The sequence below is a fragment of the Variovorax sp. ISS6 genome (genome assembly GCF_056523145.1).
In genome coordinates this window covers 1,291,945-1,306,351 of sequence record NZ_JAWRZC010000001.1, presented here as the reverse complement: position 1 = coordinate 1,306,351, position 14,407 = coordinate 1,291,945, and the positions used below count along the sequence as shown (strand labels likewise).

14 protein-coding genes are annotated in these 14,407 nt (G+C 71.4%); 2 read left to right on the top strand and 12 right to left on the bottom strand.

Annotated features, from left to right (window positions below; all coding sequences use genetic code 11):
* Window positions 1-291: 291 nt before the first annotated feature.
* The 3 genes from AC1HIL_RS06015 to AC1HIL_RS06005 all read right to left on the bottom strand — a co-directional run bounded on the left by AC1HIL_RS06015 (window position 292) and on the right by AC1HIL_RS06005 (window position 4,075).
* A complete protein-coding gene (locus tag AC1HIL_RS06015) occupies window positions 292-528 on the bottom strand; it encodes a hypothetical protein (RefSeq protein ID WP_479671375.1) in 237 nt (78 codons plus the stop codon).
* 111 nt (window positions 529-639) lie between these two features.
* A complete protein-coding gene (gene kdpE, locus AC1HIL_RS06010; RefSeq protein ID WP_093355193.1) occupies window positions 640-1,332 on the bottom strand; it encodes a two-component system response regulator KdpE in 693 nt (230 codons plus the stop codon).
* A 4-nt stretch (window positions 1,333-1,336) separates the two neighbouring features.
* Complete coding sequence (locus AC1HIL_RS06005; protein ID WP_479671374.1) at window positions 1,337-4,075, bottom strand: DUF4118 domain-containing protein; 2,739 nt, start codon at window positions 4,073-4,075, stop codon at window positions 1,337-1,339.
* Window positions 4,076-4,188: 113 nt separating this feature from the next.
* Between AC1HIL_RS06005 and AC1HIL_RS06000 the strand changes: the two genes are divergently transcribed.
* Window positions 4,189-5,553 carry an MFS transporter gene (locus AC1HIL_RS06000; RefSeq protein ID WP_479671373.1) on the top strand — a complete coding sequence of 455 codons (1,365 nt, stop codon included), beginning with the start codon at window positions 4,189-4,191 and terminating at the stop codon, window positions 5,551-5,553.
* Window positions 5,554-5,588: 35 nt separating this feature from the next.
* On the opposite strand, the gene AC1HIL_RS05995 is transcribed toward AC1HIL_RS06000, so the two are convergent.
* From AC1HIL_RS05995 to rrtA, 8 genes are all read right to left on the bottom strand, one after another.
* Window positions 5,589-5,726 carry a hypothetical protein gene (locus AC1HIL_RS05995; protein ID WP_172705584.1) on the bottom strand — a complete coding sequence of 46 codons (138 nt, stop codon included), beginning with the start codon at window positions 5,724-5,726 and terminating at the stop codon, window positions 5,589-5,591.
* A complete protein-coding gene (locus AC1HIL_RS05990) occupies window positions 5,716-6,099 on the bottom strand; it encodes a hypothetical protein (protein WP_057593563.1) in 384 nt (127 codons plus the stop codon). Before AC1HIL_RS05990 ends, AC1HIL_RS05995 begins: the two co-directional genes overlap by 11 nt.
* A 28-nt stretch (window positions 6,100-6,127) precedes the next feature.
* Entirely contained in the window at window positions 6,128-6,709 is a 582-nt protein-coding gene (kdpC, locus tag AC1HIL_RS05985; protein WP_057593564.1) for a potassium-transporting ATPase subunit KdpC, read from the bottom strand.
* A gap of 12 nt (window positions 6,710-6,721) precedes the next feature.
* Complete coding sequence (kdpB, locus tag AC1HIL_RS05980; protein WP_479671372.1) at window positions 6,722-8,899, bottom strand: potassium-transporting ATPase subunit KdpB; 2,178 nt, start codon at window positions 8,897-8,899, stop codon at window positions 6,722-6,724.
* Between the two features lie 13 nt (window positions 8,900-8,912).
* On the bottom strand, window positions 8,913-10,718 hold the full coding sequence (kdpA, locus tag AC1HIL_RS05975) for a potassium-transporting ATPase subunit KdpA (protein WP_479671371.1): 1,806 nt from the start codon (window positions 10,716-10,718) through the stop codon (window positions 8,913-8,915).
* 1 nt (window position 10,719) lies between these two features.
* Window positions 10,720-10,818 (bottom strand): K(+)-transporting ATPase subunit F, encoded by a 99-nt coding sequence (gene kdpF, locus AC1HIL_RS05970; RefSeq protein ID WP_057593567.1) that lies wholly within the window; start codon window positions 10,816-10,818, stop codon window positions 10,720-10,722.
* Window positions 10,815-10,937, bottom strand: a complete 123-nt coding sequence (locus AC1HIL_RS05965; protein ID WP_296732183.1) for a hypothetical protein — start codon at window positions 10,935-10,937, stop codon at window positions 10,815-10,817. The genes kdpF and AC1HIL_RS05965 overlap by 4 nt, the downstream gene beginning before the upstream one ends.
* A 123-nt stretch (window positions 10,938-11,060) precedes the next feature.
* A complete protein-coding gene (rrtA, locus tag AC1HIL_RS05960; RefSeq protein ID WP_479671370.1) occupies window positions 11,061-11,657 on the bottom strand; it encodes a rhombosortase in 597 nt (198 codons plus the stop codon).
* Window positions 11,658-11,791: 134 nt separating this feature from the next.
* Between rrtA and AC1HIL_RS05955 the strand changes: the two genes are divergently transcribed.
* Window positions 11,792-13,933, top strand: coding sequence for a M14 family zinc carboxypeptidase (locus AC1HIL_RS05955; protein ID WP_479671369.1), 2,142 nt, complete (start codon window positions 11,792-11,794; stop codon window positions 13,931-13,933).
* Window positions 13,934-13,951: 18 nt separating this feature from the next.
* On the opposite strand, the gene AC1HIL_RS05950 is transcribed toward AC1HIL_RS05955, so the two are convergent.
* Complete coding sequence (locus tag AC1HIL_RS05950; protein WP_479671368.1) at window positions 13,952-14,353, bottom strand: PaaI family thioesterase; 402 nt, start codon at window positions 14,351-14,353, stop codon at window positions 13,952-13,954.
* Window positions 14,354-14,407 lie beyond the last annotated feature (54 nt).

The following is a 14,407-nucleotide window of genomic DNA, read 5'->3' as shown; positions in this document are numbered from 1 at the left end:
GCTCGAAGCACGGCTTCGAGAGCCTGGTGGGCATGTGCCAACCCCAGGCGGAAAGGATTCGCCTGAGGGCTAGCGACGAACGGTGTCGTGCAATCTGCTGATGCGGCGGCCGGAGCCCGGGCGCACGGAAGCCACGCTCCGGCGGAGGCGAATCGTGGCGATCAGCTTGTCGTAGGTACGCATGGCGATGAAGAAGTGAGAGGCGGAAAAGACAAAACCCCGGAGGACGGGCCTGCCGGGGTTTTCAGTACCGGAAGGCGCAACGCCTTCCGAACGCGATCGAAGGCGATGTCAGGTGGCGGTGAGGCCGGCTTCGATGGCTTGGGTGAATTTCATGGTGGGGCGGATTGTGGGCTTGCCTGCGGTCGATGGCAAGCCGCGCTTCGTTGGCGTTGGGTGGATGCCACGCGCATGAATGCGGGCAACCGGACGCAGAGGACGCGAAGGTTTCGCGAAGGGCGCGAAAGAACAGCCATGAAAAATGGAAGCGCCGGTGCGGGCGTTGCTCCCCTTCTTAGCGATCGGCAAGACCCAAGGCCTTCGAAAGACGACTCGCCACATCTTTTTGTCTTCCTTTCGCGTCCTTCGCGAAACCTTCGCGTCCTCTGCGTACGGTTCCCGATCCCAATTTCAGAAATCTCAGACGACCAGCCGATACCCCACCGCGGTCTCCGTCAGCAGATGCCGCGGCTGCGCCGGATCGTCCTCGAGCTTCTGCCGCAGGTGCCCCATGTAGATCCGCAGGTAGTGGCTCTGGTCCGTGTGCGACGGCCCCCAGACCTCGCGCAGCAGCTGGCGCTGCGTCAGCACGCGCCCCGCGTTCGCGGCCAGCACCGACAGCAGCCGGTACTCGGTCGGCGTGAGGTGCACCTCGGCACCCGCGCGGCGCACGATGCGCGCGGCGCGGTCGAGCTCGATCTCGCCGAAGCGGAACAGCGCCTCGGGCACCTCCTCGCTGCTGGCCGCGCGCGGGCGCCGCAGGTTGGCGCGCACGCGCGCGAGCAGCTCGCCGGTGCCGAAGGGCTTGGTCAGGTAGTCGTCGGCGCCGGCGTCGAGCGCGGCGATCTTGTCGGCCTCGTCGCTGCGCGCCGACAGCACGATGATCGGCACCGCCGACCAGCCGCGCACGTCGCGGATCAGCGAGACGCCGTCGCCGTCGGGCAGGCCCAGGTCGAGCACCAGCAGGTCGGGCTGGCGCGTGCCGGCCGCGGCGAGGCCGTCGCGCAGCGTGCCGGCCTCGTGCACCAGCCAGCCCTCGGCCTCGAGCGCGCCCCGCACGAAGCGGCGGATCTGCGGCTCGTCCTCGATCACGATGGCGGTGGGGGCAGGCATGGGGTCAGAGCGGGGCTTCGGCCGGTTCGGGCGGCTCCCGGCGCGGGAGCGTGACCGTGAATTCTGCACCGCCGCCGCGCGCGTTGGCGGCCACGATCTCGCCGCCATGGGCGCTCACCACCGCCTTGCAGATCGCCAGGCCCAGCCCCACGCCCGGCGTGGCCGACTCGACCTCGCCGCGCGTGAACTTGTCGAACAGCTTCTGCTCGTGGCCCAGCAGCGCCGCGGGCAGGCCCGGGCCGTGGTCGCGCACGCTCAGCACCAGCGTGCCGGGCTCGGCGCGCGCGCCCACCACGATCGGCGGCGCGCCGTACTTGGTGGCGTTCTCGAGCAGGTTCACCAGCACGCGCTCGATCAGCACCGCGTCGAACTCGATCAGCGGCAGCCCGGCATCGAGCGCGGTCTGGACCACGGTGGCGCCGAGCGCGGTGCGCGCCGCGCGGATGGCCGAGCCCACCACCTCCTCGACCGACTGCCAGTCGCGCCGCAGGTTGACCGCGCCGCCCGCGATGCCGCTCTCGAGCCGCGCCATGTCGAGCAGGTTGTTGACCAGCGCATGCAGCTCGTGCGCCTGCGCGACGATCGCGCGCGCCGCCTCGGCATGTTCTTCCGCCGGCAGGGTCTGCAGCGATTCGGCCAGCGCGATCAGCGCGGTCAGCGGCGTGCGCACGTCGTGCGAGATCGCGCCCAGCAGCGCGTTGCGCAGCCGCTCCGATTCGATCTCGACCACCGCCTGCTGCGCCACCTCCACGTAGTGCACGCGCTCGAGCGCGATCGCGATCTGCCGCGCCAGCGTGTCGAGCTGCTGCGCCTGCTCGGGGATCAGCAGCCAGCGCGGCTGCGCCGGTTCGAGCGCGAGCACGCCGCGCACGCGCATCGGCGCCTGCAGCGGCACGTAGTGCCAGGGTTGCGCGGCCAGGGTGGCGGTGGCGAGGCCCGCGCTCTGGCCATGGCGGAAGGCCCAGTCGGCCACCTGCGCGTCGAAGCCCGGCGGCGGATCGGCCGGCGCCACCAGTTGGTCGGCGGCATCGGTCACCAGCACCAGCGCATGGCCGCCGAAGTGGCCCTGCACCGCGGCCGCGCCGAGCGCGATCACCTGCGAGCTCTCGAGCGCGGCCGAGAGCTCGCGCGTGAGCTCGAACAGCGAGCGCGCGCGGCGCTCGCGGCTGGTCGACACGCCGGCCGCGAAGCGCAGCCCGGCCGTGAGCTGGCCCACCAGCAGGCCCACGCCCAGCATGATCGCGAAGGTCAGCACGTACTGCACGTCGCTGACCGCGAACGACAGCCGCGGCGGCACGAAGAAATAGTCGAAGGCCGCGACGTTGAGCAGCGCCGCCAGCGCCGAGGGCCCGCGCCCGAAGCGCATCGCCACGCCCACCACGCCGAGCAGGAACAGCATCACGATGTTCGACAGCTCGAGCACGCCGGTCAGCGGCGTGCACAGCAGCGTGAGCGCCACGCTGGTGGCCGCGGCCCAGGCATAGCCGGGCCAGTGGATCGGCGCCTGCTCGTGGTCGTCGCTGTCGATGCGCGCCCCCGCCACGCCCAGCGGCGAGCGCGACAGCCGGCGCGCGCTGTCGGCGCGGCCCACCTCGAGGATGTCGAGCGCGGGTGCCAGTTGCGCGAGCGCGCGCGCCAGCGGCACCCGCGCCGCCGTCCACGGGCGGCGCCAGCCGGTCGCGGGCTCGGGCCGCCCGAGCACCAGCGTCGCGCAGTTGAGCCGGCGCGCCTGCTCGGCGAGCTGCGCGGCCACGTCGTCGCCGGTCAGCACCGCGGTGGCAGCGCCCAGTTCCTCGGCCAGCTTCAGCACCGCGAGGATGCGGTCGCGCTCGGCCGCGGCCAGCCGCTGCAGCCGCGGCGTCTCGACATACACGGCATGCCAGCGCACGTTGAGCTGGCCCGCGAGCCGCGCCGCGGTGCGCACCGTCTGCGCCGCGCCCTCGTGCGGGCCGACGCACGCGAGGATCGCGCCCGAGGTGTGCCAGGCCTGCAGGCCGGTGCCCGGGCCCGACTGCTCGACGCGCCAGCCGCGCACGTCGTCCTCCACGTGCTCGGCGGTGCGGCGCAACGCGATCTCGCGCAGCGCGATCAGGTTGCCCTTGCGGAAGAAGTTCTGCGCCGCGCGCTCGGCCTGCTGCGGCAGGTAGACCTTGCCGGCCGCGAGCCGCGCCGTGAGCTCGTCGGGCGTGACGTCGACCAGCACCACCTCGTCGGCCTCGTCGAGCACCGAGTCGGGCACGGTCTCGTGCACCCGCACGCCGGTGATGGCGCCGACCGTGCCGTTGAGGCTCTCGAGGTGCTGCACGTTGAGCGCCGACCAGACCTCGATGCCCGCGGCCAGCAGCTCCTGCACGTCCTGCCAGCGCTTGGCATGGCGCGAGCCGGGCGCGTTGGTGTGGGCCAGCTCGTCGACCAGCAGCACCGCGGGCCGGCGCGCCAGCGCGGCATCGAGGTCGAACTCGGCCAGCGTGCGGCCGCGGTAGGCGATCTCGCGCAGCGGCAGGGCATCGAGCCCCGCCAGCAGCGCCGCGGTCTCGCCGCGGCCATGGGTCTCGACCACGCCGATCAGCACGTCGCGCCCGGCCTTGCGCTCGCGCTGCGCGGCGCTCAGCATGGCCCAGGTCTTGCCCACGCCGGCGCTGGCGCCGAAGTAGATGCGCAGCTTGCCGCGCCGCGCGCGCGCCTCGTCGCTGCGCAGCTGGGCGATCAGCGCGTCGGGGTCGGGGCGGGAGGGCTCGCTCATCGGGAGCGCAGGTTAGCGCATCGCCCCGCGCACCGACGCTTCGGTGCGCGCCGAAGCAAGGCGACGCCGGCTTCGCACAATGGGCCGTCTGGTTCCAAGAAGGCTGTTCCCCCATGAACGACAGACACCCCGACCGCCCGGCCGCGCCGCGCCGCGGCCTCGCCCTGCTCACGCTGTGCCTCGCGGTCCTGGTGGCGCAGGTCGACATGGCCGTGGTCAACCTCGGCACCCGGCCGATCGGCGAGCACTTCCGCGCCGGCGTGACCGCCCTGCAATGGGTGGTCGACGGCTACAACCTCGCCTACGCGGTGCTGCTGCTCACCGGCGGCCTGCTGGCCGACCTGTACGGACGGCGCCGGATCTTCATGCTCGGCGCGGCCGTCTTCACGGGTGCCACCGTGCTGTGCGCCGCGGCCACTTCGGTCTGGATACTGGTCGCGGGCCGCGCGCTGGCCGGCCTGGGCGCCGCGCTGCTGATGCCGGCCTCGCTCGCGATCGTGCGCGTGGTGTGGCAGGACGCGCGCGAGCGCGGCCGCGTGCTCGGCATCTGGGCCGCCTGCAACGGCCTGGCGATGGCCATCGGCGCGCCGCTGGGCGGCGTGCTGATCCACCGCTTCGGCTGGCGCGGCATCTTCCTCGCGGTGCTGCCGTTCAGCCTCGCCGCGCTGCTGCTGGCGCGGCCCTCGATCCCCGAGTCGTCCGATCCGCGCGGGCGCAGCCTCGACGCGGGGGCGCAGGTCGGCGGTGGCCTCGCGCTCGGCGCGCTCGCCTTCGCGGCGATCGAGTCGCACGAGGCGCCGCGGGTCGCGATCGCGGCGCTGGCGGTCGCGCTGGCGGCGCTCGTGCTGTTCGTGCGCATCGAAGGCCGGCGCGGCGCGACCGCGCTGGTGCCGCTCGACCTGTTCGGCCTGCCCGCCTTCCGCGCCGCGATGATCGCCACCGCCGGCATGACCTTCGGCATGTACGGCCTGCTGTTCCTGCTGCCGCTGCACTGGCAGCAGGCGGGCCTGCTCGACGCCACGCGGGCCGGCCTCGCGCTGATCCCGATGGCGTTGCTGTTCGTCGCGCTGTCGCCGTTCAGCGGCCGCATCGTGGCGCGGCTCGGTGCGCGCGCGGTCAGCTGCGCGGGCGTGGCGGTCATCGCCGGCGGGCTGCTGCTGGTGGCGCTGGGCGCGGGCCACGCGTCCATCGCCTGGGCCGAGGCCGGACTGGCGCTCGCGGGCCTCGGCATGGGACTGGCCACCGGGCCGCTGATGGCCGAGGCCGTGGGCGCGGTCGATGCCGCGCGCTCGGGCACCGCGGGCTCGCTGATCAATGTCGCGCGCATCGCGGGCGCGACGATCGGCGTCGCCGCGCTGGGTGCGTTCTATGCCATGGCGGGCGGCGGCGCCGCGGGCCTGCGCTGCGCGATGCTCGCGGGCGCGGTGGTGCAGGCCGGCTGCGCCGCCAGCGCGTGGCGCACCGCGCGGCCGCGCTGAACCGGCAGCGGACATCGGTCGCGCAAGCGGCCACATCAACGGGAAGCTCCGTTCTTGCGCCGGGCACGATGCTCGTGGCGCCGCGCCGTGCGCGACAGCACCAGCCAGGCGAAGCCCAGCGGCACGAACAGCGCCGCCAGCGCGAGCAGCGCATGGAGCCAGTCAGTGGCCATGGCGCAGTCCGCAGCGCGCGAGATGTTCGCGCCAGCTCACCAGCCGGCCGATCTCGCCCGAGGGCACGCATTCGATCAACCGGTGCAGCACCTCGGCGTAGCTGCGCATCGGCAGGCGGATCATCAGCCGCACGCAGGGCGCGTCGCTCTCCTGCGAGCTGCAACCGTGCAGCAGCGGCTCGCAGCGCACCACGCCGGCATCGGCGCAGCCCGCGAGGCTGCGGCGCACGCGCAGCGCGTCGGCGCAACTCACGGTGACGTCGAGCACATGGAAGCTGTCGGCGGCCGTCCTGCGGGCGGCCGCGATCGCGGCACCGGCCGCGGCGGGACTTCGGAAATACACGGGATGTTCGCGATAAGCGGCGTAGGCCATACAGGTCTCCTTTGCCTGGGTCCGGGGTTCAGCGCTTGTCGAGCGCGAGGTTCAGCGCCAGCACGTTCACGCGCGGCTCGCCGAGCAGCCCCCACAGCGGCTGCTGGGTCTGGCGATCGATCAGCGCGTTGACTTCCCCCAGCGGCAGGCCGCGCTCGCGCGCGACGCGCGGTGCCTGGTAGCGCGCCGCGGCCGGGCTGATGTCGGGGTCGAGGCCGCTGCCCGAGGCCGTCACCAGGTCGACCGGCACCGGCGCGGTGTTGCCCGGGTCGGCCGCGCGCAGCGCTTCCACGCGCGCCTTCACGGCGTCGGTCAGGGCCGGGTTCAGCGGGCCCTGGTTCGCGCCCCCCGAGGCGCTGGCGTTGTAGGGCTGCGGCGCGGTGGCCGAGGGGCGGCCCCAGAAGTGCCTGGGGTCGCTGAAGTTCTGGCCGATCAGCTTCGAGCCGACGGTGGTGCCGTCGAGCACGATCAGGCTGCCGGCCGCCTGCGCGGGGAAGGCCGCCTTGGCGGCGCCGGTGACGGCCATCGGATAGATCAGGCCGGTGAGCGCGCTCAGCAGCGCGAAGACGACGATGGCGGGGCGGACGATGCCGCCGGTGGTGTTGCTCATGATGGGGACTCCTCAGACCAGGTGGACTGCCACCAGCAGCCAGTCGATCAGCTTGATGCCGATGAAGGGAACGAGCAGGCCGCCCAGGCCGTAGATGGCGAGGTTGCGGCGCAGCAGCGCGGCGGCGCCCACCGGCCGGTAGCGCACGCCCTTGAGCGCCAGCGGGATCAGGAACACGATCACCAGCGCGTTGAAGATCACCGCCGACAGGATGGCCGACGACGGGCTCGCGAGGCGCATCACGTTGAGCGCCGCGAGCTGCGGATAGGTCGAGACGAAGATCGCGGGAATGATCGCGAAGTACTTCGCCACGTCGTTGGCGATCGAGAAGGTGGTCAGCGAACCGCGCGTCATCAGGAGCGCCTTGCCGGTCTCCACCACCTCGAGCAGCTTGGTCGGGTTCGAGTCGAGGTCGACCATGTTGCCGGCCTCCTTCGCGGCCTGGGTGCCGCTGCCCATGGCCACCGCCACGTCGGCCTGCGCGAGCGCGGGCGCGTCGTTGGTGCCGTCGCCGGTCATCGCGACCAGCCGGCCCTCGGCCTGGTACTTGCGGATCAGCGCCAGCTTGTCCTCGGGCGTGGCCTCGGCCAGGAAGTCGTCCACGCCGGCCTCGGCCGCGATCGCGGCGGCGGTGAGCTTGTTGTCGCCGGTGATCATCACCGTCTTGATGCCCATGCGGCGCAGCTCGGCGAAGCGCTCCTTGATGCCGGTCTTCACGATGTCCTTGAGCTCGACGATGCCGAGCACGCGGTCGCGCTCGGCCACCGCCAGCGGCGTGCTGCCGCGGCGCGAGGCCTCCTCGGCGGCGCGCAGCAGCTCGGGCGCCATCGTGCCGCCGAGCGCCTCGACGTGCCGGCGCACCGCCTCGACCGCGCCCTTGCGCAGCACGATGGGATCGGTGTCCAGGCTGTTCGGCGCGGCCGGCAGGTCGACGCCGCTCATGCGGGTCTGCGCGGTAAAGGCCACGAAACGAGCCCCCACGCTCGCCACTGCGTGTGCTTCGCTGCCCCCCGAGGGGGCGGCTTCGCCTCGGGACGGCCCGTCGGCGAAGCGCGCGTTCTCGACCGGCACGGGTTCCAGCCCGTCGCGGCGCGCGAGCTCCACGATGCTGCGGCCCTCGGGCGTCTCGTCGGCCAGCGAGGCCAGCATGGCGGCGCGCGCGAGCCGTGCCTTGGTGACGCCGGGCGCCGGCAGGAAGGCGCTGGCCTGGCGGTTGCCGTGCGTGATGGTGCCGGTCTTGTCGAGCAGCAGCACGTCGACGTCGCCGGCGGCTTCCACCGCGCGGCCCGAGGTCGCGATCACGTTGGCCTGCATCATGCGGCTCATGCCCGCCACGCCCACGGCCGACAGCAGGCCGCCGATGGTGGTGGGGATCAGGCACACCAGCAGCGCGACCAGCGCGGTCAGCGAGACCACCGTGCCGGCGCCCGCGGCTTCCACGCTGAACACCGAGAACGGCAGCAACGTGACCGTGACCATCAGGAACACCAGCGTGAGCGCCACCAGCAGGATGGTCAGCGCGATCTCGTTGGGCGTCTTCTGGCGGCGCGCGGCCTCGACCATGCCGATCATGCGGTCGAGGAAGGACTCGCCCGGGTTCACCGCGATGCGCACCACCAGCCAGTCGGACAGCACGCGGGTGCCGCCGGTCACGGCCGAGAAGTCGCCGCCCGACTCGCGCACCACCGGTGCCGATTCGCCGGTGATGGCGCTCTCGTCGACCGAGGCCACGCCCTCGATCACCTCGCCGTCGAGCGGGACCACGTCGCCGGCCTCGACCAGCACCACGTCGCCCTTGCGCAGGTTGGGCGCCTGCTCCGGGAGCCACTTCGCGTCGCGCTGCGGCTCGGCCAGCTTCTTGGCCCAGGTGTCCTTGCGCAGGCCGCGCAGCGAGGCGGCCTGGGCCTTGCTGCGGCCCTCGGCCAGCGCCTCGGCGAAGTTGGCGAACAGCACCGTGAACCAGAGCCACACGGTGACCGCGAGCACGAAGGTCGGCGACATGCCGGTGTCGCCCGGGAAGCTCAGCGTGTGGATCCACAGCAGCGTGGTGAGGATGCTCCCGATGTAGACGATGAACATCACCGGGTTGCGCCACTGGGTGCGCGGGTTCAGCTTGGCGAAGGCGCCGCGCAGCGCGGGGCGCACCAGTGCCGCGTCGAACAGCGACAGGGAAGTCTTGGTTGGGGTCATGGCGTGCTCCTCCTTACTTCCAGAGCACCAGGTGCTCGACGATCGGCCCGAGGGCCAGCGCCGGCACGTAATTGAGCAGACCGACCAGCAGCACGGTGCCGATCAGCAGGGAAACGAACAGCGGCCCGTGCGTGGGCAGCGTGCCGGCCGTGACCGGCAGGCGCTTCTTGGCGGCCAGCGAGCCCGCGATGGCGAGCACCGGCACGATCATCGCGAAGCGGCCGAACCACATCGCCAGGCCCAGCAGCGCGTTGTAGAAGGGCGTGTTGGCCGACAGGCCCGCGAAGGCGCTGCCGTTGTTGTTGGCGGCCGAGGTCAGCGCATAGAGGATCTCGGAGAAGCCGTGCGCGCCGGGGTTGGCGATGCCGGCCTTGCCCGCGCCCGAGGCCACCGCGATGGCGGTGCCCACGAGCACCAGGATCGGCGTCACCAGGATCGCGATCGACAGCAGCTTCATCTCGCGCACCTCGATCTTCTTGCCGAGGTACTCGGGCGTGCGGCCGATCATCAGCCCGGCGATGAACACCGCGAGCATCGCGAAGACCAGCATGCCGTACAGGCCCGAGCCGACGCCGCCGAACACCACCTCGCCGAGCTGCATCAGCACCAGCGGCACCAGGCCGCCGATCGGCGTCAGCGAGTCGTGCATGAGGTTGACCGCGCCGCACGAGGCGGCCGTGGTCACGGCGGCGAACAGCGCCGAGGCATCGATGCCGAAGCGCACCTCCTTGCCTTCCATGTAGCCGCCCGACTGCAGCGCGCCCGCGGCCTGGTCGACGCCCAGTGGCGCGAGCAGCGGGTTGCCGCCCTGCTCGGCCGACGTGAGCACCGCCACCGCGACCACGAACATGACCGCCATCGCCGCGAACACCGCCCAGCCCTGGCGCATGTCGCCCACCACACGGCCGAAGGTGAAGCACAGCGCGGCCGGGATCAGGAAGATCGCGAGCATCTGCAGCAGGTTCGACAGCGCGGTCGGGTTCTCGTAGGGATGCGCCGAGTTGGCGTTGAAGAAGCCGCCGCCATTGGTGCCGACCATCTTGATCGCCTCCTGCGAGGCGACCGGGCCCATGGCCAGCGTCTGCGTCGCGGTGGTGGCGTCCTCCATCACCGGCGCGCCCTTGTCGTCCTTCAGCGGCTGGCCGTCGGGGCCGGCCTTGGGCTGCTGGAACGCGGTCGTCTCGAGCGTGTCGACGGCCTTGTACGCATCGAAGTTCTGGATCACGCCCTGGCCCACCAGCGCCACCGCCAGCACGAAGGAGATCGGCACCAGCACCCACAGCGTGATGCGCACGATGTCGGCCCAGAAGTTGCCGACCAGGCCGCGGCCCTGTCCTTCGCCGCGGCGCGCGAAGCCGCGCACCAGCGCGAACGCCACCGCGATGCCGGTCGCGGCCGACACGAAGTTCTGCACCGTGAGGCCGAGCATCTGCGTGAGGTAGCTCATCGTCGACTCGCCCGCGTAGCCCTGCCAGTTGGTGTTGGCGACGAAGCTCACGGCGGTGTTGAAGGCCGAGTCGGGCGACACCGCGCCCATGCCGGCCGGGTTGAGCGGCAGCAGGCCCTGCAGCCGCTGCAGGCCGTAGACCACGATCGCGCCGACCGTGTTGAAGGCCAGCAGCGCCAGCGCATAGACGCGCCAGCTCATCGACTGCGCCGGCGCCACGCCGGCCAGCTTGTAGAAGGGGGACTCCACGCGCGCCATCCAGCGCGGCACGCGTTCGTTGCACAGCGCCGCGAGGAAGCGGCCGACCGGCCAGGCCAGCAGCAGCAGCAGCGCGAAGAAGAGGGCCAGCAGGCCCCAGGCGGAACCCGTCATTTCAGAATTCCTCGGCGCAGATCAGCGCGAAGACCAGGTAGGCGAACAGCACCACGGCGATCAGCGCGCCGAAGCCGTAGAGGACGTCGAGGCCGATCACGATGCCTCTCCCTCTTTCGCCGCCGGCGGGTTCGGACCCTCGAGCCGGTTCAGCCCGACGACCATGGCCGCCACCACGACCCACAGCGCCAGCAAGGCGCCCATCCAGACGATGTCCATGCATCACTCCTGCTATCAAAAAGATGAATGGCAGTCTCGGCAGATGCGCGTCAAAACGGGGGAAAGAGTCGGTGGGGGGCCGTAAAGAAAGCGTAAAAACGCCCGCGCGGGGGCGGCTTCGGATCAGGCGCTGGAGCGGCCGCGCAGCGCCTGCGCGAGAACCAGCAGCACGGCGCAGGCCGCGCCATAGAGATGCGCCTGCACCAGCACCTCGCCGCCGATCAATGCACGCTGGGCCTCGGTGGGCTCGCTCCACAGCTGCCAGCCGATGCGGACCACGACCACCGCCAGCGCGACGCGGGCCACCAGGTCGCCGCGCCAGGCCTGCGGCGCGAGCACCCAGACGAACAGGCCATAGAGCACGCCCGACAGCCCCGCGTAGTCAGCGACCCGGGGCGATGCCACCAGCAGCAGGGCGCTCACGCCGAGCGCCAGCGCGACGAAGGCGCCGGCCCAGGCGCGCGCGCCGGCGCGGTCCTTCGCGAACGCCGCGCACACGGCCAGCCCGCCGAGGTTCAGCAGGCAATGCATCCAGCCGAGGTGCACCAGGTGCGCCGTGAGCAAACGCCAGAGCTGCCCGCCGAGCACGGCCGCACGCTCGTAGCGCAGCGCCTCGTACACCGGTTCGCCGCCCGCCTGCAGCGCGAGCATCAGGCACGCAAGCACCAGGGGGCCGCGCCAATGCGCGGGCACCGGCGAGGAGGACGGCGGGTCTTGCATGCGCGGCAGTGTATCGGCGCGACTTGCACAGCCTGCCCGCGCGCGAAATCCGGGTAATCACTATCGAACCCCGGCGGAGGGGCCTTCAAGCTGTGGTCGGCCAATTTTTGTTCAACAAAACAAGGGGAATTGTCATGAGGATCAGTCATCGCATCTCACGTCCCGCGCAATGGTCCATCGCGCTCGCGGCCGCCCTCGTGGCCGGCCATCCGGTGTCGGCGCAGTCGCCCGACACCGCCGACTGGGTTCAGGTCTATTCGATCGTCGTGCCCTACTCCAACGACAACGATCTCAACGCCCTGACCCGGCTGCTGGACCATGCCTACGTGGACCAGAAGGCCCGTACGGTGTCGGCGGAGGTCGGCCCGGGCGAACTGGCGCAGCTGCGGATGCTGGGCCTTCCCGTGCAGATCAACGAGGCCGAGACGGCCCGGATCCGCGACTACATCACCAAGGGCGTGGGCAAGCAGGCCTCGCCCGCACCGGACACCACGCCGGGCACGAAGAAGATCTCCGACGGCGGTTCGCACGCGGCCTGCTACCGCACGGTCGGACAGGTCTACACCAGCTTCGACGAGCTGGCCGCCAAGTACCCGAAGCTGGTGAAGGTGCAGACCCTCGGCAAGACCTGGATGGGCGGGCAGTACCAGAAGCCCGGCACGGACTCCGACAACAACGCCAATTCGTCCTGGGTCAACCTGCTGGTCAAGTACCTGCCCGCGAGCGTTCTCAACACCTTCAACCTGAGCCTGTTTCCCACCGAGCCCTACCCGATCCGCGTGATCGTGGCCGGCAACTTCGAGAAGCAGGACGCGCAGGCGAGCAAGCCGCCGAACATGGTCTGGACCGGCGGCATCCACGCGCGCGAATACGCCCCGCAGGAAGTCGGCATGAAGTACATCGAGTGGCTGCTCGACAACTACGAGACCGACGCGAACGCCCGCATGATGCTGGACAGCAACCGCTACCACTTCATCGTCCACAACCCCGACGGCCGCTCGATCGCCGAGCAGCAGATCACGGCCCGGCAGCGCAAGAACACCAACTACGCCACGGCGGCCTGCAGCACGGTGCGCAGCGGCGGGGTCGACCTGAACCGCAACTACCCGTTCGGCTGGCGCACGGGCGGGCCCGGTGCTTCCGACAACCAGTGCGCCGAGGACTACCGCGGCACCGCGGCCGTCTCCGAGCCCGAGACGCAGGTGGTGCTCGACTACGTGCGCGGCAGCTGGAACCAGGCGGCCTGCAAGTGGGAGGGCGGCGCGCTGCCCGACGGCCGGCCCAAGAGCGCGACCTATTGCAACGCGCAGAACCGCGACAACGGCGGTGCCGGCGAATTCGACTGGAAGACCGGCGCCGACGAGAACTACGGCGGCGGGGTGTTCATCGACCTGCACAGCGCGGCACGCGCCATCCTCTGGTCCTGGGGCGTGCGGCGCTCCGAGAACGAGAACAACATCCAGACGCCCAACAACCTCGGGCTGGCCACCATCGCGCAGCGCATGGCCTATCACAACAAGTACTCGGCGCAGCAGGTGCTGGGCTACGACACCGAGGGCACGACCAAGGACGCCATCTACGGCTACCTGGGCGCGCCTTCGTACACGGTGGAGATGGGCCGCTCCTTCTACGAGAGCTGCGACAACTTCAACAAGGAGGTCTATCCCGAGAACTTCAACGGCTTCCACTACCTGAGCCGCGTGCTGTACCGGCCCTACCAGCTGCCGCAGGGACCGGACACGGTCGACGTGAAGATCGACGCCGAGGCCGTGCAGGTGGGCGCGAAGGCGCAAGTCACCGCGACCGTGGACGACAACCGCTACCTCTATTCGAAGCCCGGGCAGTCGGACATTCCGGCGCCGCCGGTCCCGGTCGTCAAGAAGATCAAGACCGCGCTGGCCTATGTCGGCAAGCTGCCGTGGGAGGCCGGCGCGGTCGGCATCCCGCTGGCGCTCTCGGCCTCGGACCAGGCCAGCCCCGGCTTCGAGGAAGCGACCCGGACCGCGAGCGGCATGCTCGACACCACGGGCCTCGCGCCGGGCCGCCACATGGTCTACGTGCAGGGCATCAACGAGGACGACAAGCCCGGCTCGGTGTCGGCCGCGTTCCTGAACGTCAAGGCCGCGCCCGGGGTCACACCGGAGCAACCCGAGCAGCCGGTGATGCCGATCGCGTTCCCCTTCCGCAAGAGCGGGGGCGCGCTGGACCTGGTCGACCTCGCGCTGGCCGCGCTCGGCGTGGCGGGCCTGGTGGCCGCGCGCCGGCGTCGTCGCTGATCGCGCGAGGCAAGCGGGTCAGGCACCTCGCCGGACCAGCTTGCCCGTGGACGAGGCGCGCGCGATCAGCCGGCCATCGAGCGCCCAGAGGTCGGCCTCGAGGAACACCACGCTGCGGCCCCAGCGCAGGATGCGCGCCTCGGCCTCGAAGCTGGCGACGTCGGCCCGGTCGAGGAACGAGATCTTGAGCTCGAGGCTCGCGAGGCCGGCCGCAGCGTCCTTCGCGTTCACCGCGAAGGCCATCGCGCAATCGAGCCATGCGGTGACCAGCCCGCCCTGCACCACCGTGCCGTTGCTGTGCGCGAACTCGGGCCGCGCCACGAAACGCACGCGCGCGAGGCCGGCCTCGGCATCGCTGCGCAGCAGCTGCGAAAAGCCGATGGTGTGCATCAGCGCGCTCGGGAATTTTTCGTTATCCATGCAGGAATTTTCGCGTGGCCGGTGCGCCGCGCCATGACGCCTCGGCGTCTTGTC